We start from the raw sequence: 17,442 nt of genomic DNA on the forward strand, positions 1-17,442 counted from the left end.
CCAATCATCAATCGGAGTGTTTGGAAGAGATCCCCGCAAGCGTAAGCAAAGCTTGCAGGTAGTCCGCTTCACCCAAGCGGCCCGAAATCGGCACTGCGGTCCGCCCCCGCGCCTGCGCCCTTCATACACACACTCCGATTGATGATTGGAAGATTGGTGATTGAGGATTTCTTTTAATCCCACCCTCCCACCGTCTCCCCCAGAATCCCCTCGATCCTTTTCCTCTCCGACTCCTTCAAATAGGCAAACGAGGTATCCTCCCCGGACAGCACCTTCTTCATCCCGGAGATCACCGCCTGCTTCACCCGCACCGGCAGTCCTTGGAAGGCCCGCGAGTAGATCATGTAGGAGCAGCGGTTCTTGAACAGCCGGTCGTAGAGATGGAACTCCGCCAGAGAATCGCCGGCCTTCGTCTTCGGATACCGCGCGGAGAAGCTCGTCTGGAAATCCTCCCCGCCCACCAGATCATCCCCGGGCTGCGCCTCGTCCTTGAAGAACAGGCACTCGACGATCTTCGCCGCCATCCCGTCCGCCACCCGCCCTGCTGAGCCTTGATCCGGATCCGCGTCGGGGTCGATCGCCCGGCCGATGTAGAATGCCCGCCGATATTGCAGCGCCGCGGCATTCAGCAGGTTGTGCATCCGGCACTGGTGCTCCAGCACCATCAGCGCCACGATGTCGCTGGTCGGCCGGGGATACTTCGAGACATCGATCACGCCGCGCAGGTCGTGCAGGTCGCTCGGCTTCGGCTGGCCATCGCCACCCTCGGTGAAAGTCCGGTTGCCCAAGTGCGGCTCCGAACTCCGCCCGGTCACATAGTAGCCGCCCCAGCGCTCGGCCAGCGGCGTGTCGTGGTTCACATGGCTGGTGCCCATCGCCAGCAGCGGATGGCCCTCCGCATTCGGGAAAACCGAACGCACCTGCACTCCCGGGATACCCTCGGTCCGGGTGGTGCCGTGGCAGGACAGGCAGAGCGAGGTATCCCGCTCGATCTTCAGCCCATCCGCCGGACCTGGCTCGATCACGTAAAAGACATCTCCCAGCAGCGGGTCCTGCACGATCACCTCGATCGCCCCGGCCGGGACGTAGCCGACATAGGCCTCCTCCGAATAGAATAGCGCCCGCGGGTTCCTGGGGTGAATCAGCGCGGTTTGCAGGCTCGTTTTCGAAAACACCAGCACTTGGCTCTCCTCCGCGATGCCCAGCTCCTTCAGCACGAAGCGCAGCCGCTCGAGGCCGGTCTTCCCCTCCACCTGCTTCGCGCCTGATGCCAGCGCTCCCGCCAGCTTCGCCACGGCATCGGTCGGCTTGGTATCGGAGTAGCGGATCGGCGGCAAATCCCAGAAATCCGCATCGCCCGGCGCAGCTTGCGCCATGCCGAGCAAGAAAAGAAGCCACCTCACGCCGGAATCAAACGTCACCAAGCGGCCGATTCCTACGCGTATTTTCCCGAAAGCGCCCCGGATCGACCCGCCTTTCTGCCTTTCCCTTCAGAAATTCGACGTTGGACCTTCGATGTTCGAGGTTTCCACCCCCCTCCCCGCCTTGACCCGCGCCGCTTCCCCCGCAAGTCTCCGCCCGCCTCATGCTTTCCGTCCACAATCTCCGCGTCGAATATGGCGCCCGCGTGCTTTTCTCGGATTTGACCTTCTCGATCCTGCCGAGGGAGCGCATCGCCTTCGCCGGCCACAACGGCGCCGGGAAATCCACGCTGATGAAGGCTATCGCCGGCATCGTCGAGACCTCCGGCGGCAAGGTCGTGGTCCCGCGCAATACCCGCGTCGGCTACCTGCCGCAGGAAGGCATCCACGTGAAGGGCATCAGCCTCTGGGACGAGACCATGCGCGCTTTCGGTGAAACGCTGGCCCTTCAGGAGAAGATCGAGCGCCTTTCCGCGGAACTCGAAAAACTCGACCCGCGCTCCTCACCCTACGGCGACATGCTTGAGGAAATCGGCGAGCTGGAGCTGCTGCTGGATGACAACGACCCCGCGCGCATGAAGCCGAAGGTCGAGTCGGTCCTCTCCGGCCTTGGCTTCAGCCGCAGCGACTTCGACCGCGATTGCGCGGAGTTCTCCGGCGGCTGGCAGATGCGTATCGCCATGGCCAAGCTCTTCCTCCAGGAGCCGGAAGTCCTGCTGCTCGACGAACCGACCAACCACCTCGACATCGGCACCCAGCGCTGGGTCGAGCAGTATCTGGTGAACTACCCCGGCGCGATCCTGCTGATTTCGCACGACCGCGCGCTGCTGGACATGCTCTGCACCCGCACCCTCGCCTTCCACCACGGCCGCTGCGAGGAATACTCCGGGAACTACACTTACTACGAAACCGAGTCGGTCCTGCGCCGCGAGATCCAGCTCAAGCAATACACTGCCCAGCAACGCGAGATCGCCGATATCCAGCGCTTCATCGATCGTTTCCGCGCCTCCGCGAACAAGGCCACGCTGGTGCAGTCGCGTGTCAAGATGCTCGATAAAATCGAACGCATCCCGCAGCCGGAAGCGGCGGATGCGGTGATGAACTTCAAGTTCCCCCCGCCGCCGCCCAGCGGCAATCTCGTCGCCAAGCTCAACCGCGTCTCGAAGGCCTACGGCAAGCTGCAGGTTTTCAAGAAGTTCGACTTCGAGGTCAACCGCGGCGAGCGCCTGGCCATCGTCGGCCCGAACGGCGCGGGTAAATCCACCTTTTGCCGCATCATCACCGGCCAGGAACAACCGGATGAAGGGAATCACGAATTCGGCCTGCGCGTTGCCACGTCCTTCTTCTCGCAAAACCACGCCGATGAACTCGACCCCACCAAAACGGTCCTCGAAACCGTGTCGGAAGTCGCCAGCCGCGAGTCCGCCCCATACTGCCGGAATCTGTTAGGCTGCTTCCTCTTCCGCGGCGATGATGTCTTCAAGAAAGTCGGCGTCCTCTCCGGCGGCGAGCGCTCGCGCGTCGCGCTGGTGCGCATGCTGGTGGCCCCGGCCAACTTCCTGATTCTCGACGAGCCGACGAACCACCTCGACATGCAATCGCAGGAGGTGCTCCAGCGCGCCCTCGCCGACTACGCGGGCACCGTGATGATCGTCTCGCACAACCGCGCCTTCCTCGATCCCGTGGTCCACAAGACCCTCGAGTTCCGCCCCGGCGAGGACCCGCGCCTCTTCCAAGGCAACATCACCTACTATCTCGAAAAGACCGCCGACGAAAAGTCCGGCACTACCCTCTCCGCCCGCGCCGCCACCGCGACCGCGAATGCCAACGACGCGAAGTCTTCCTCCGGCGGCTCCGCTTCCGGCCCGAATCGCAAGGACCAGAAACGCATCGAAGCCGAGCAACGGAAGATCCGCACCCAGGTCCTCAAGCCCTTGGAAGACGAACTCGTCATCGTCGAGAAGCGCATCGCCGATCTCGAAGCCGCCCAAGCCACCGCCACCACCGACCTCTCGAAGCCCGAGGTCGTCGCCTCCCCCGCGAAGTTCCGCCTCGTCAGCAACACCGTCGAGCAAGTCACCCAACGCCTCGAGGCCGCGATCACCCGCTGGGAGGAACTCAGCGAGGAGATCGAAGGGGTGAAGGCGAAGCTGGCCTAACAGGCGACCGCCACGAATCCAGTCTTCGTCCCAAAGGGACTGCTCAGAATGGCTCTAGGTCGTGTTGATGAATTTATCTGAGGTATAGGAACGCGGCCGTGAGGTGGACCATCGCGAGGAAGGTGCAGGCATACTTCTCGTAGCGCGTGGCGATTCTCCTGAAGTGCTTGATCCGGTTGAAGAAGCGTTCCACGCGGTTGCGCTGCCGGTAGATCTCCCGATCATACGGGATTGCTTCCTTGCGGTTGGATTTCGGCGGGATCACCGGCTTGATCCCGTCCTCCGCAAGCCGTTCGCGGATTGCGTTGCTGTCGTAGCCTTTGTCCAGGGCGGCGGCCTCCAGCACGTTGTCCTTGTCCAAGCTCGCGAAAAGTTCGCCGAAGTTGCTGCAATCCGCGCTTTGTCCGGGACTCAGGATCAAACCGACGCTGGAGATCTCGTCCACGCATGCGGCGTGGATCTTGGTGGTCAATCCGCCGCGAGAGCGTCCCAGAGCTTGGTCGCCGCCGTTTTTTTGGGTGCCCCGGCGGCATGTTGGTGAGCCCTTACCGAGGTGGAGTCGATGAAGAGGTGGCGGGCATCGGCAAAGACCTCCTCCTGGAGGGATTGCCAAAGCCGCTTCCACACACCCCGCCTCTCCCAAGTGCGGAAGCGGACGTATACGTGATTCCAATGGCCCATCTGCGCCGGGAGGTCGCGCCAGGGGCTGCCGGTCCGTGCAATCCATAAAACCGCTTCGATGAAGTCCCGGTCGGATTGCATCGCGGGAGAGCCGGCAGCCGAGTGCTTGGCTTGTCTAACAAGCGGTTCGAGCTTGTTCCAAATTTCCGCCGTGATCGCCTTCCTTGTTGTTCCGGATGCCATTCCAAGGAATGAAGCGACCATTCAAACAGTCGTACAGATTTAAATTAATCAACACGACCTAGCGAAAGGGCATCGCCTGCCCCGCTCTTCGTCCCAACGGGACGGCTTATAACAGCCCGGCACGCAGTGCCGGGTTTGGCGTCGGGGGCATCGCGTCCTAAAGAGACGCCTCATACTGGGTGACGCAGACCAATCGCCTTGGCGGTACGGTTCGACGCAATCGTTACACCGGGTTGCCCCCTATTGCCCAATGCCTGTAAGGATTCACCGGCAGCTGTCCGGAACGGGAGTCGCGCAGCGACCGTGGAGTGCGCGCAGCCCGCTGCCGCTGTAGGCAGGCAGCCTGCTGCCGTGAAGCACGAGAGAGCTCCTTATCCCGCTCCGTCGGCGGCTCGCCACACCCGGTGCTTCGCCTTTCCAGCGCCCCTTGCAGCAGGCTGCATCGGGACAGCGGCAGCAGGCTGCACGCAGTCCACGGCGGCGTAGCCGCAGGAGGTGAATCCTTACAGGCATTGCCCTATCGCCGGCCCAAGCCGAATCTCGGATGCTGTTTGTCGTGCCTCAAGACAAGAAAGCGGATGCGCCGAACGTCCTCCTCAAAGACAAAATGATACGGAAACGAAGAGAGCGCAGCGCGGCGCAAATCCCGCGCTATATAATGATAGCGTTGTGGGTTGCGTAACACGCTTGCTACCGTTTCCTCCGCCTCCGCAAAGAAGCGGTCTTCCAGCTTGCCGCCCCCTTCCTGTTCGTAGAACGTCAGCGCGGAGCGCAGGTCGCGCTTGATCCCACGATGGTAGATCACCTTCACGGCTATCGTCCCAGCGAGCGCTTGATCTCTTCCCACGAGCAACCGGCTTCCGGATTTTCATCCAGCTCCTTCGCACGACGATAGGCTTCCGCCACGCCGTCGTCCTCATCCGCCAAAACCGCGGGCAGGGAAGTAAGAAGCTCTGCCGCGAGCGCCGCCCGGTCTGTCTCCGGAAGTTCCATCGCGTGGCGTTGAAGTTCCTCAAGCTTCATAGGCGAACTATACAGTAGGATTTCCATCCCGCCTATCCCCTTCTTCTACCGAATCGCGCCTACTTCCGCAACCGCAACCCCATCACTAACCGCATCACCACGATCGGCACCAAGGAAATCGCCACGGCAGCCACTGCCACCCGCAATCCCGGATACACCCGCGGCCGGTCCTCCATCAGCCCTTCCAAGGCCTCGGTGACGACTTGCTCCTTCGGCACATAAAACCACTCGCGCGCGCCGAAATCCGTATCCGTCCCGCGGCCTGCCACTTCGCCGAATTCCGTGTGCACCGGTCCCGGGCACAGCGCCATCACCTTGATCCCGTGATCCTGTGTTTCGATCCGCAGTGCTTCGGAGAAGCTCGTCACATACGCCTTCGTCGCCGCATAGACCGCGAAGTCCGGCATCGGCAAAAGGCTCGCCAGCGAGCTCACGTTCAAAATCGATCCCCTGCCCTGCTCGATCATCGTCGGCAGGAGGGCATGCGTCAGATGCGTCAATGCCTCGACATTCAGCCGCAGCATCGACTCCACCTTCATCCAGTCGGAGGTCACGAACTCGCCGTAGTCGCCGAGGCCCGCGTTGTTGACCAGAAGATCCGGCGCGAGCCCCTTCGATAGCAAGTGCCCCACCGTCTGCAGGCGCGCGGAGGGATCGGTGAGATCCGCCTCCAGCGGCATCACCCGCAGGCCTTCATTGGCCTTTTCCAGCTCGCCCGCGAGCTCCACCAGCCGCTCCGAGCGACGGGCCACCAGCACCAGCACCGCGCAATGCGGCGCCAGCTGGCGGGCGAATTCGGCCCCGAGACCGGCGGACGCGCCGGTCACCAGGGCACAAGAATAGCGGACGTCCGGCACGCGTTCGGATCAGGCGACGGGTTGCGGCTCGGGCTGCTGGCTCACTTGCACGATGCGCAAGGGCAGGCGCATCAGCAGTTCACCGTCGCAACCGAGGTCGATCGAGTAGATGCCGGACTTCGGGAAACGCAGGCCCTGCAGGTTCATGATCACGTTGCGGGTCAGGAACGGCGTACCCGGCGGAAGCTGCACTTCGAATTCCGGCTCGATCGGCATGTTCTGCGGGTCGAGCGATTCGCCATCTTCGTTGATGATGTTGATCGAAAGCTTGTGGCGGCCGGTGTCCTCGGGCGTGAAGCAGAAGCGCAGCGCCAGGCTGCACATCGGATGCACCACCGGGAGCGCGCGGGCGGCCAGCGTGTCGAAGGTTCCGGAAACCACGAGCTTGCCGTTATAGTCCGCGGCGAAGTCGCAAAGGGTGGCGATTTGAATGTCCATGATCGGATGCTTGGGTCGATTGAATGATCCCCCCGTCATGGGAGGCAGGGGGTATGTGCCGCCAAACCGCCCCGGCGTCCAGTCCTGAAAACCGCCAGACCTGCCTTAATCCACCGGAACCGTCTCGGTCTCGTCGCCGGTCTCCTCCTCATCCGGATCGACCGGCAGCGCCTTCGGAACTTCTTCCTCGTCCACTTCCTCAGCCTTCTCCTTCTTGCCCTTCTTATCGGGCTTCCCGGCCTTGTCCGTTTTATCGGATTTCTCCGTACCCTCGGAATCCAGCGGCGTCACCTCTTGGGCCCGCAGCACGCCGTCTTCCGTGACCTCGGGGGCCTCGCCCTCGCCGTCCTTGGCCGCCAGATCTTCATCCACGATCTCCACCGCCTTCGGCGCGGGGGCCAGGATCTCCTTGAACTCGGCCTTCAGCGGCTCGAAGAAAGATTTCACGATCGGGGCCGCATTCTTGCCGCCGCTCGGCTTTTCACCCGCGCTGCCCTCATACACCGCCGCGAAGGCGTAGCGGGGCTCGTCGTAGGGCAGGAAGCCGGCGAACCAAGCGAGGTTGCGGTTGTTGTTCCACTGCGCCGTGCCGGTCTTGCCACAGAGCTCGGTGAAGCTCAGCTCGGCCGCCTTACCGGTGCCGCCGTCCACCACCTCGCGCATCCCGTGACGCACCACCTGGATGTGCTCCGGCTTGATCCCGAGCCAGTTCCGGCGCTCCGGCACGGCCTGCTCGACCACCCGGCCATAGGAATCCTGGACTTGCATCCTCAGGTGCAGCTTCGGCAGCACCCCGCCGTTCGCGATTCCCGCCATCGCCTGCGCCACCTGCAGGGGAGAGACTTCCAGCGACCCCTGGCCGATCGAAAGGTTGAAATCGTCGCCATCCTTGAAGCCACGCTTGTGAACCTTCATCATCCACTCGTTGGTCGGCACGGTGCCAGCCGTCTCGCCGACCAGATCCAAGCCGCTCTTCTCGCCGAAGCCGAAGTGCCGTGCCGTCCCGAGGAAGGCATTCGCACCCAGTTTCATGCCCACCGTGCCGAACCAGATATTGTTCGAGGAGGCCAGCGCTTGGATCACGTTGATCGAACCCGCCGCCCTCTTGTTGTGGTTGTGGAAGGTGTGGTTGCCGAGCGTGATCGCGCCCGGGCAGTAAATCGTCGTGTCCTCGTCGATCTGACCGTTGTTGAGCGCCGTCAGCGCCACGAAGGGCTTGAAGCAGGACCCCGGCGGGTATTTCGATTGGAAAGCCCGGCCGAACAACGGTGACGAAGGATCCTTGTCGAGGGCATCTTTCTCCTTGTCCGAGATCCCGGGAATGAAAACATTCAGATCGAAGGACGGTCGCGAGGCCATCACCAGCACCTCGCCGGTATTCACGTCGATCAGCACGAAGGCACCGCGCCGCGCCTTGTCCTTCAGCACCTTCTCGGCGTGCTTCTGCCACTCCAGGTTCAAGGTGGTCACCAAGGTGCCACCGGGCCGCGGGCGCCGCGGCTGCTCCTCGGGGAATTTACGGCCGTGCTCGTCGTAGAGCAGCTTCTTCGTGCCCGGTTGTCCGGTCAGTTCCTTGTTGAAGAGCATCTCGAGGCCCGCGCGGCCCTCGCTCTCCTCCCACATCGGCTCGTTGAAATTGATCGGCCCGGTCGGCAGTTTCCCGACGCTCCCGGTATACCCGATGATGTGCGCCGCCAGATCCCCTTCCGGGTAGTAGCGTTGATAGACCGGATGCAGGATCAAGCCCTTCGTCAAAGCCGGCTCGATCTTCTTCTTCTCCGCCTCGTGCAGATGCGTGCTGATCAGCAGCGGCAACCAGCGGCGCTCGCGGTAGTGATTCCACAGTTCGTCGTCGGTCGGCTCCTTCAGGTCCTTGACCAGCAGCTTCGCCTTCTCAAGACGGGTGCGGCCCCAATCGATCACGAATTGCCGGTCCGCCTTCTCGAATTGCTCATACTGCAGCCCGAGCTGCCAAGCCACCCGGTTGACCGCGATCGCCTTGCCATTGCGGTCCAGGATCGAGCCGCGCGGCGCGGGGATCGACAGCGTGATCGTCCGCGCGTCCTTGCGGTTGGTGATTGAGGCATCGTTCGCCGAGCTGCCCTGGACCGGGCTGTCGGGCAAGGACGCGATCTCCTGCGCGGAAGCGGCGGAAGCCACGAGCGCTCCAAGGAAAAGATGGGCGACGGTATTTCTCACAGGCCGGATTGACGGAACCTATGCCCCTTCCCCGGCAAGAGCAACGCCCAAAAAGCGCCGGACCGCATTTTGTGCTATTTTTCCAGCACACGCACCTCGTCCGCCTGCACCAGCTTGCGAATCCCCGCCGCCGTCTCCAGCAAAAGCTCCCCGCCATCCCCGATTCCCACCACGATCCCGGACAGCGCGCCATCCGCCGCCAGCAGCCTGTACGTGCTTGCCGGTCAAGGCACAGCGCACCCGGAAATGCCTCACCAGCTCGCCGAAGCCGGCGCCGATCTTCCCTCGCCACAGCTGCAGCCGCTCCAGCACCGTCGCCAGCACCACCGGCAGCGGCGGTGCCTCGCCGCACTCCAGTAGCAGCGAGGTCGCGCTATCGCCCAGCGCCGGCGGAAATCCCCTCACCCCCACATTGATCCCGATCCCCGCCGCCACATGATCGTCCCCGGCCTCCACCAGAATCCCCGCGACCTTCTTGCCACCGATCCACACATCGTTCGGCCACTTCACCTCCGCCAGCACGCCGAAGCGCTCCAAGCCCTCCGCCACCGCCAGCCCCGCCGCCAGCGATAGCCGCGGCCACAGCGCCTTGTTCTCCGTGGGCCGCATCAGCACCGTGAAAGCCAGCCCCTCGCCCGGCGGGCAAACCCACACCGCCCCGCGCCGCCCGCGACCCGCCTCTTGCGTCCCCGCCACGATCACCAGGCCCTCCGCCGCTCCCGCCCGCGCTGCCTCGCGCGCGTCATCGTTGGTCGATCCCGTGCGCTCGCGATAGTCCAGCCGGAACTCGTCCGGCAATTCCACTCCCTGCCAAACCTGCTTCATTCCCGTTTGATGAAATCGAGCGCCAGATCCAGCGCCTCCACCGAATGCGTGAGCGCCCCGACCGAGATGAAATCGACACCGCTTTCCGCGATCGAAGCCACCGTCGCCAGCGTCACGCCGCCGCTGGCCTCGAACATCGGCGCGGCCAGTTCCCCGCGCAAGGCCACCGCCTTCAAGAGATCTGCCGGGCTCATGTTATCGAGCAAAATATAGTCCACACCCTCCAGCCTTAGGAAGGTCTCCACCTGCTCCAGCCGGTCCGCTTCGAGTTCCACTTCGACCTCCGGATGCTCCTCCTTCAGCCGCAGGATCGCCGCCTGCAATTCCGCCGGATCGCTGCCCGTCATCAGATGGTTGTCCTTCACCATCACCCGGTCGTAGAGACCCATCCGGTGATTGGTCCCGCCGCCGTCCCGCACCGCCTGCTTGTCCAGCAAGCGCCAGCCCGGGATCGTCTTCCGCGTATCGAGGATCTCCGCACTCGTGCCCCGCACCGCGTCCACATACTGCCGCGTCGCCGTCGCCACCCCGCTCATCCGCTGCATGAAATTCAGCACCGTCCGCTCCGCCGTCAGGATCGAGCGCGCCGGCCCTTCCACCTTCATCAAATAGGCACCCTCCGATATCCGGTCGCCATCGGCCACCAGCAGCGAAGCTTGGATCGCCGGATCCACCTTGTGCAGCACCTCCAACGCCACTTCGCCCCCCGAAAGCACTCCCGCCTCCCGCGCCACGATGAATCCCGTCGCCATCCGATCCTCCGGCACGAAGTAGCGCGAAGTCAGATCCCCTGACCCGATGTCCTCTTTCAAAGCGGCTTCAATCAAGCGTTCAACACTTTCTTCCACGCCGCGAAGCTAGGACGCGAAACCCGCGCCAAGCAATCATCTTCCGGCGGTAGCCCGGTCCGCTTGGATGCCCGCAAATTCTGAGATCTCAAATCTCATGCCTCCCCCAATCTCCCAATCTCCCAATCTCCTAATCCCCTCCAACCACACTCACCACCACCTCCCTCTCATGCGCCGCCCGCCGGTGCTCGAACAAGAAAATCCCCTGCCAAGTCCCCAGCGTCATTCTTCCCTTCATCACCGGGATCACCTCGCTCGTCCGAGTCAGCGCCATCCGGATATGGCTCGGCATATCGTCCGGACCCTCATAAGTGTGCACGAAATACGGCGTATCCTCCGGCACCAGATGATCGAAAAACGCCTCCAGATCCCGCCGCGCGCTCGGATCGGCATTCTCCATGATCACCAGGCTCGCCGACGTATGCCGCACGAAAACGGTCACCGTCCCCGTCCTGATCCCGCTCCGCCCGACAATCGCCGCCACCTCCTCCGTGATCTCGAAGGTTCCCTTCCCCCGGCTGCGGACCCGGAAGCTCTCGGCATGTGCACCCATGGCCCAGCTAAACCGCCGCTCACCCTCACGGGCAATTCCGAATAACGCCCCCGCCAACCAGGCCCCGTCCCTAACAGCCCGCCCTCAGTGGCAAGTAGTCCCGCCTCCCCTTCCGAATTGGACGTTCGATGTTGGACGTTCGATGTTCGATGTTTGCATCCTTCCGCCTTCCGCCTTCCGCCTTCCGACCTCCGATGCCCGAAAGCCCATCCGATCCCTTGCCCGAAATCCTCAACACCGTCTACCGCGCGGAGTCCGGCCGCATTCTCGCCACCCTCATTCGCCTGCTCGGCGATTTCGACCTCGCCGAGGACGCGCTGCACGACGCCTTCGCCGCCGCCCTCGAACGCTGGCCTCAGGACGGCATCCCCGCCAATCCCCGCGCCTGGCTCATCTCCACCGGACGCTTCAAAGCCATCGACGCCCTCCGCCGACGCGCCCGCTTTGACGCATCCTTGGAAAAGATCGCCGCACAACTCGAAACCGAATCCGCCAGCACCATCAGCGAACACCTCGAAGACGACCGCCTGCGCCTGATCTTCACCTGCTGCCATCCCGCCCTCGCGCCGGAGAGCCGCGTTGCCCTGACCCTGCGCGAAATCTGCGGCCTCACCACGGAAGAGATCGCCCGCGCCTTCCTCACCTCCGCCCCCACCCTCGCCCAAAGGATCGTCCGCGCGAAGACGAAGATCCGCGATGCCCGCATCCCCTACGAAGTGCCATCCCCGGAGGAACTCCCTGACCGCTTGGCCACGGTTCTCCAAGTGATCTACCTCGTCTTCAACGAAGGCTACACCGCATCGTCCGGCACATCCCTGACCCGCGCCGATCTCTCGGCGGAAGCCATCCGCCTGGGACGCTTGCTGCTGGAGCTCCTACCGGACCCGGAGCTCATGGGCCTGCTCGCGTTGATGCTCCTCCATGAGTCCCGCCGCACGGCCAGGGCATCCCCCACCGGTGAGCTGATCCTCTTGCAAGATCAGGACCGCTCCCTCTGGAACCACGTGCACATCGCGGAAGGCATCGCACTCGTCGAGCAAGCGCTCACCTCGCGCCGCTTCGGTCCTTACACTCTCCAAGCCGCGATCGCCGCGGTCCATGCCGAAGCACCCGATACTACAGCCACGGACTGGCCGCAGATCGCCGCGCTCTACACCGCCCTCGCACAAGCTGATCCCTCACCGGTCGTGGAGCTGAACCGCGCCGTCGCAATCGCCATGCGCGATGGACCGGAAGCCGGGCTCGCCCTGATCGACGCCATCCTCGCCCGCGGCGAGCTCACCGCCTACCACCTCGCCCACTCCGCCCGGGCCGATCTCTGCCGCCGCCTCGGCAGGACCACCGAGGCCCGTGCCTCCTACGAACGCGCCCTCGCCCTCACCCAGTTAGAACCCGAACGCCGCTTCCTCCAAAAACGCCTCCAGGAATTGAACGAAGCGAACCCAGCCCAATAGCCATCTGCCTTCCACTGATCACTCGGCACTCTGCCTTCATCTGTGTTCATCCGGCTGTCATCTGTGGTTAAAAATCTCCAGCGAATCTGCCGAAGCAAAAAAAGTAAAACCCCCTGTCGATTTCCGGAAATCCCAATCGACCACTTCATGAAACGGCCCATCAAAGACCGCCAAAACCACCAACCAACCCGACCAACCTCATGAAATACATCTGCCTCGGCTACATTGAACCGCACAAGCTCGACCACCTCACCGAAGCCGACGGCCTCGCCATGGTGGACGAATGCTTCACCTACGACGACGAGTTGCGGAAGAACGGCCACTTCGCCGGTGGCGAAGCCCTGCAAGGCCCGCAATCGGCCACCACCCTGCGCTGGGAAAATGGCAAGGTCTCCGTCACCGACGGCCCCTACGCCGAAACCAAGGAACAACTCGGCGGCATCCTCATCCTCGAAGCCCGTGACCTCAATCACGCCATCCAGCTCATGTCGAAACACCCCGGCGTAAAAGCCGGCCCCTTCGAAATCCGCCCCGCCGCCGACCTCACCGAAATGCTCCGACAGAGCGAACAACGCCGCGCCGGATCTTGAGCGAGGCCGCCGCCAAAGTTGCACAGTCCCAGTGCAGTCTGACGGTCCTTATTGGCCCTCCGTTCGCAATGAAAGAGACCGCCCCAAAAGGTGGTCCGCACAGTCCTCTGTGCGGCCGAACGGTCCCCACCGGCGCTCCGTTCACAGCGAACGAGATCGCCCCAAATGTGGTCCACACACCCTGGGCAGTCGAGCGGTCCAATCCCGCTCCACGCCCACCTCATCACTAACCGCCCTTCACAGCCGCCTCATGGAACACATCCTCCGCCCCGCCAATGACCAAAACCTCGACCGCCTCTCCGCCGAAGTCCTGCGCCTGCCGAACGATCGGTAGGTCGGCCCGGGCCGGGCCGGGCCGACCCGCACCGGTCAAGTTCTTTGCGGCTCGGCCGCCTTGGACTGCTGCGGCTTGCCGCAGCCTTCCCCCGGCGAGGCTTGCCGAGCCGTTGAAAGCGCAGTTTTAAAGTCACACGAACAATCCCTAACGGCCCGCTCCCAAGGGTACGTAGTCCCGCCTTCAGGCGGACGAAGCCGCCCTCCAAGCCCGCCAAACCAAGTAGCGCGGCTCTCCAGAGCCGCGAACGGGACGATCCACCCGACCCCCGCCTCACCACCACTGAAAACGGTGTCTTCCCAAACCCGCCGAATCCCCCAAGGTCGCACAAACCATGCATCCCCGCTATCAGGAATGGATCACCCACGTCTTCGACCATCCGGTATCGCAAAGGCCCTGGCACGAGGCTCTCGACGCTCCGGTCTTCAAAGCCACCGAAACCGAAACCGCCGCCCTTCTCGCCGAAACCTTCTCCCGCGCCGGCACCGATCTCGCCGCATTCACCGATGCCCAAGTGAATCAGGGCCTCTGGTATCTCATCTCCCCCGCCTGCTCCGACCATTCCTTCTCCTTGAGGTCCGATGAGGTCCCCTTGGATTTTCGCCTTCAAGCCATCCGTTCGATCTACCCCCTCTATCGCGATTGCTTCGCCGCCCGCTGCAGCGAAGGGCTCTCCCATCTCGAGCGGGACGGTTCGCTGCTGAACGTCCTGAATTCCATCTGCTACATGTTTGGGACGTCATCGTCCTCGGATACCTAGAGGACGCCAAGGACGAAGCCGCCTTCGCGGACGCCGTCTTAGAAGTCCTCGAACTCACCCTCGATATCCCCCATCTCGCCTGCAAGGAAGCCGCCATCCACGGACTCGGGGAATTCCACTGCTACTACCCCGACCGCGTCGAAACCATCATCGACCGCTTCCTCAACCAATGGACCGGCTCCCCAAAACTTCGCGCCTACGCCACCTCCGCCAGAACCGGAGACATCCAGTGACCACCGAAGAGGCATCCCCTTCCCGATCCCGGAGGGATCACAGCCCAAGTAGCCGAGGATCAGCGAAGCGCCACCCCCGGTCATCCCCCGAACAAAAACCTCGATCCCGAAGGAATCGCAGCGAGCATCTATCAACCGGACCATCGCCGCACCGCGCAAGCCGCGGCACAGCCTTGGACCACCACGCGCTCTCACCATCTCACCTCGCGGTCGAAAAGAACCTTCCACAAAGCCTTCTGGATTTCCCCCTGCTCGCCGTCCGGCCGGTCGAACTCGCGCTCCTGGCTGCAGATCCGCGTCAGGCCGTGAATCTCCTCCGCCGCGGCACCCGGCACCGCCCGCAGGACATCCGCGGGGCTGAGCTTCCTGCGCTCCCAAAATCTCGGCGCAAACCACATCTCCGCAGCAACCCCCTTGAACTCGCCGTCGTCACTGAACTCCCGGCCCGGATTGAGCGAAGTGTCGATGGCAAGCCGACGCCAAGGCTCTTCGCCTCGCATCACCTTCGGCCGTGACTCGGCCGGCTCGAACAACCTTTCGTAGCGCTCAATATCCATCTCCGACTGCCATCCGGCATAGGAAGGACGAAAAGGATATCCATATACCAAGTCCAAAACCGCATTCGCCATTGCCATCAAAGGAGCCCAGTCGGGCCGAATCTCTCCCGATAGGGAAACCGTGAAAATCGCGTCGCTCGATTCGCTCTGACTGGAGCCGCTCACGGTCGCGACCGCCTTCTCATGTAAGCCGCCGACGCCGACGATGAACATCGACGAGTCATCAAGCAGGATCTCGTTCTCAATCTCATCAAGCGAGAGAGGCCGGTTGCATTCCCGGAATTTTCTCCTCCGGCCACTACCCTCGTTAATGAAGTTTGCGGATGGGAAAATACCAAGTTGTTTTTCGAGGAAAGCGCGGACGACCCTCCAGCCGGAAACAAATTCGGAGCGAGAGCCTGAGTGGACGAGACGGACTGCCCATTGATTCATGGTGGAGCCAGGGATTGAAATCCGTAGTTGCGAGCCCTTGCTTTAACGGCTGCACCTTCGAGAACCAGCGTTATAGGCCTATCGAGCACAATCCGAAGACCTCCCCTTTTCGCCGTTTCCGCTCTCACCATTTCACCTCCCGGCCGAAAAGCACCTTCCAAAGGGCCTTCTGGATTTCCCCCTGCTCGCCGTCCGGCCGGTCGAACTCGCGCTCCTGGCTGCGGATCCGCGTCAGACCGTGAACCTCCTCCGCCGTGGCACCCGGCACCGCCCGCAGGACATCCGCGGGGCTGAGCTTCCTGCGCTCCCAAAATCGCGGCGCAAACCACATCTCCGCGGCAACCCCCTTGAACTCGCCGTTATCGCTGAACTCCCTGCCCGGATTGAGCGAAGTGTCGATGGCAGGCCGACGCCAAGGCTCTTCTCCTCGCATCACTTTCGGCCGTGAGCCGGCCGGCTCAAAGAACTTCTCGTAGCGTTCGATATCCATCTCCGACTGCCATCCGGCGTAGAAGGGCAGGTAGGGATATGCGTAGACGAGATCCAAAACGCATTTCCCATGCTCATGAGCGGGGTCCAATCGGGCTGATGGTCGGATCCTAGGGAAAGCGTGAAAAGCGTATCACCCGAGTTCCCTAGGCTCGAACCGAGGACTCTTGCGACCGCCTTTTCATGCAGGCCACCCACGCCGACCACGAAGCTGGAACTGTCGTCGAGAAGGATTTCCTCTTCGATCTCGTCAAGCGACAGCGGCCTGTCGAACTCGCGAAGCTTGCTACGCCGCCCCTTGCCCACATTGATGAAGTTTGAGGACGGAGAAATGCTGAGTTGCTTCTCAAGGAAGGCGCGCATGACGCGCCAGCCGGATAGGAGTTCGGCACCGGGGCCTGCGTGGATGATACGAACAGCGCACCGGTTCATTGTGGAGGCATGGATTGAAATCCGTAATCGCGAGCCTTTGCTTTAACGGCGGCGGTCTTGAGAACCAGTTTTGTGGGCCGATAGGCAATCATCGAAGACTTCCCCCTTTTCGCCGTTTCCGCTCTCACCATCTCACCTCGCGATTGAAGATTACCTTCCACAAAGCCTTCTGGATTTCCCCCTGCTCGCCGTCCGGCCGGTCGAACTCGCGCTCCTGGCTGCAGATCCGCGTCAGGCCGTGAATCTCCTCCGCCGTGGCACCCGGCACCGCCAGCAGGACATCCGCGGGGCTGAGCTCCCTGCGCTCCCAAAATCGCGGCGCAAACCACATCTCCGCGGCCACCCCCTTGAACTCGCCGTTATCGCTGAACTCCCGGCCCGGATTAAGCGAAGTGTCGATGACGAGCCGCTCGATCGGCGGAAACCCGCTCATGACCTTCGGTCGCGAATCGGCCGGCCCGTAGCACTGTTCGTACCGTCCGATATTCGTCTCTGATTGCCACCCGGCATAAAACGGCAAGTAGGGATATCCGTATATCAAATCCAAAACTGCATTCGCCATGCTCACAAGCGGCGTCCAATCGGCCCGCCGATCGGACCAGAGCGAAAGCGTGAAAATCGAGTCGCCCGACTCCACCTGACATGAACCGGCGAGTCTTGCGATCGCCTTCTCATGCAGATCGCCCACGCTCACCACAAAGGCGCAATCGTCGTCGAGAACGATCTCTTCCTCGATCTCGTCCAGCGTCAGCGGCCTGTCATACTCGCGAAATTTGCTGCGCCGCCCCCTTCCTACATTGATGAAGTTCGCGGACGGAGAAATGCCGAGCTGTTTCTCAATAAAAGCACGCATCACCCGCCAGCCGGATACCAGATCCGGTGGAGAACCTTCCGTGACAAGACGAGCAGCCCAGCGGTTCATTGCGGAGCAACGAACCGACACCCCATGATCGTGAAACTCAAGTCCAACTCCG

At 62.7% G+C, this 17,442-nt stretch carries 19 protein-coding genes and 1 pseudogene; 5 read left to right on the forward strand and 15 right to left on the reverse strand.

Going from position 1 to position 17,442, the window contains the following annotated elements; genetic code table 11:
- Positions 1 to 173: 173 nt before the first annotated feature.
- Positions 174 to 1,403 carry a hypothetical protein gene (locus ABWK72_RS04530; RefSeq protein ID WP_367873598.1) on the reverse strand — a complete coding sequence of 410 codons (1,230 nt, stop codon included), beginning with the start codon at positions 1,401 to 1,403 and terminating at the stop codon, positions 174 to 176.
- A gap of 182 nt (positions 1,404 to 1,585) precedes the next feature.
- Here ABWK72_RS04530 and ABWK72_RS04535 point away from each other — a divergent pair, with 182 nt between their 5' ends.
- Positions 1,586 to 3,580 carry an ABC-F family ATP-binding cassette domain-containing protein gene (locus ABWK72_RS04535; RefSeq protein ID WP_367873599.1) on the forward strand — a complete coding sequence of 665 codons (1,995 nt, stop codon included), beginning with the start codon at positions 1,586 to 1,588 and terminating at the stop codon, positions 3,578 to 3,580.
- A 73-nt stretch (positions 3,581 to 3,653) separates the two neighbouring features.
- Here ABWK72_RS04535 and ABWK72_RS04540 read toward each other — a convergent pair.
- From ABWK72_RS04540 to ABWK72_RS04585, 10 genes and pseudogenes are all read right to left on the reverse strand, one after another.
- A protein-coding gene (locus tag ABWK72_RS04540) for an IS5 family transposase (protein WP_367871095.1) occupies positions 3,654 to 4,444 on the reverse strand; the annotation gives its coding sequence in 2 pieces (ribosomal slippage) (positions 3,654 to 4,088 and positions 4,091 to 4,444; 789 coding nt in all).
- A 517-nt stretch (positions 4,445 to 4,961) separates the two neighbouring features.
- A complete protein-coding gene (locus tag ABWK72_RS04545) occupies positions 4,962 to 5,255 on the reverse strand; it encodes a hypothetical protein (RefSeq protein ID WP_367873600.1) in 294 nt (97 codons plus the stop codon).
- A gap of 2 nt (positions 5,256 to 5,257) precedes the next feature.
- A complete protein-coding gene (locus ABWK72_RS04550; protein ID WP_367873601.1) occupies positions 5,258 to 5,467 on the reverse strand; it encodes an addiction module protein in 210 nt (69 codons plus the stop codon).
- 59 nt (positions 5,468 to 5,526) lie between these two features.
- A complete protein-coding gene (locus ABWK72_RS04555) occupies positions 5,527 to 6,324 on the reverse strand; it encodes an SDR family NAD(P)-dependent oxidoreductase (protein WP_367873602.1) in 798 nt (265 codons plus the stop codon).
- 9 nt (positions 6,325 to 6,333) lie between these two features.
- Positions 6,334 to 6,762 carry a hypothetical protein gene (locus ABWK72_RS04560; protein WP_367873603.1) on the reverse strand — a complete coding sequence of 143 codons (429 nt, stop codon included), beginning with the start codon at positions 6,760 to 6,762 and terminating at the stop codon, positions 6,334 to 6,336.
- Positions 6,763 to 6,867: 105 nt separating this feature from the next.
- Positions 6,868 to 8,922, reverse strand: a complete 2,055-nt coding sequence (locus ABWK72_RS04565) for a penicillin-binding transpeptidase domain-containing protein (RefSeq protein WP_367873604.1) — start codon at positions 8,920 to 8,922, stop codon at positions 6,868 to 6,870.
- 113 nt (positions 8,923 to 9,035) lie between these two features.
- Positions 9,036 to 9,134 (reverse strand): hypothetical protein, encoded by a 99-nt coding sequence (locus ABWK72_RS04570; RefSeq protein ID WP_367875316.1) that lies wholly within the window; start codon positions 9,132 to 9,134, stop codon positions 9,036 to 9,038.
- Positions 9,135 to 9,180: 46 nt separating this feature from the next.
- Positions 9,181 to 9,786 (reverse strand): annotated as a pseudogene (locus ABWK72_RS04575) (biotin--[acetyl-CoA-carboxylase] ligase); the annotation flags it as partial.
- Entirely contained in the window at positions 9,783 to 10,634 is an 852-nt protein-coding gene (gene nadC / locus ABWK72_RS04580; RefSeq protein WP_367873605.1) for a carboxylating nicotinate-nucleotide diphosphorylase, read from the reverse strand. The gene nadC and the pseudogene ABWK72_RS04575, both read right to left, overlap by 4 nt.
- Positions 10,635 to 10,764: 130 nt before the next feature.
- Positions 10,765 to 11,187, reverse strand: coding sequence for a secondary thiamine-phosphate synthase enzyme YjbQ (locus ABWK72_RS04585; RefSeq protein ID WP_367873606.1), 423 nt, complete (start codon positions 11,185 to 11,187; stop codon positions 10,765 to 10,767).
- Between the two features lie 194 nt (positions 11,188 to 11,381).
- Between ABWK72_RS04585 and ABWK72_RS04590 the strand changes: the two genes are divergently transcribed.
- The 3 genes from ABWK72_RS04590 to ABWK72_RS04600 all read left to right on the forward strand — a co-directional run bounded on the left by ABWK72_RS04590 (position 11,382) and on the right by ABWK72_RS04600 (position 14,325).
- Positions 11,382 to 12,641, forward strand: a complete 1,260-nt coding sequence (locus ABWK72_RS04590) for an RNA polymerase sigma factor (protein ID WP_367873607.1) — start codon at positions 11,382 to 11,384, stop codon at positions 12,639 to 12,641.
- Between the two features lie 200 nt (positions 12,642 to 12,841).
- The gene (locus ABWK72_RS04595) at positions 12,842 to 13,231 is read left to right on the forward strand and encodes a YciI family protein (protein WP_367873608.1); all 390 of its coding nucleotides are present in this window, start codon (positions 12,842 to 12,844) and stop codon (positions 13,229 to 13,231) included.
- Positions 13,232 to 13,899: 668 nt separating this feature from the next.
- Complete coding sequence (locus ABWK72_RS04600) at positions 13,900 to 14,325, forward strand: hypothetical protein (protein WP_367873609.1); 426 nt, start codon at positions 13,900 to 13,902, stop codon at positions 14,323 to 14,325.
- A 38-nt stretch (positions 14,326 to 14,363) separates the two neighbouring features.
- Here the strand turns inward: ABWK72_RS04600 and ABWK72_RS04605 are convergent, their stop codons facing one another.
- From ABWK72_RS04605 to ABWK72_RS04615, 3 genes are all read right to left on the reverse strand, one after another.
- On the reverse strand, positions 14,364 to 14,495 hold the full coding sequence (locus ABWK72_RS04605) for a hypothetical protein (protein ID WP_367873610.1): 132 nt from the start codon (positions 14,493 to 14,495) through the stop codon (positions 14,364 to 14,366).
- Between the two features lie 254 nt (positions 14,496 to 14,749).
- Positions 14,750 to 15,328 carry a hypothetical protein gene (locus tag ABWK72_RS04610; RefSeq protein WP_367873611.1) on the reverse strand — a complete coding sequence of 193 codons (579 nt, stop codon included), beginning with the start codon at positions 15,326 to 15,328 and terminating at the stop codon, positions 14,750 to 14,752.
- 343 nt (positions 15,329 to 15,671) lie between these two features.
- Entirely contained in the window at positions 15,672 to 16,094 is a 423-nt protein-coding gene (locus tag ABWK72_RS04615) for a hypothetical protein (RefSeq protein ID WP_367873612.1), read from the reverse strand.
- A gap of 125 nt (positions 16,095 to 16,219) precedes the next feature.
- On the opposite strand from ABWK72_RS04615, the gene ABWK72_RS04620 reads away from it, so the two are divergent.
- Positions 16,220 to 16,357, forward strand: a complete 138-nt coding sequence (locus ABWK72_RS04620) for a hypothetical protein (protein WP_367873613.1) — start codon at positions 16,220 to 16,222, stop codon at positions 16,355 to 16,357.
- Between the two features lie 235 nt (positions 16,358 to 16,592).
- On the opposite strand, the gene ABWK72_RS04625 is transcribed toward ABWK72_RS04620, so the two are convergent.
- Positions 16,593 to 17,390, reverse strand: a complete 798-nt coding sequence (locus ABWK72_RS04625) for a hypothetical protein (RefSeq protein WP_367873614.1) — start codon at positions 17,388 to 17,390, stop codon at positions 16,593 to 16,595.
- Between the last annotated feature and the right edge of the window lie 52 nt (positions 17,391 to 17,442).

The sequence above is a fragment of the Luteolibacter sp. Populi genome, assembly GCF_040801775.1.
Lineage (GTDB): Bacteria > Verrucomicrobiota > Verrucomicrobiia > Verrucomicrobiales > Akkermansiaceae > Haloferula.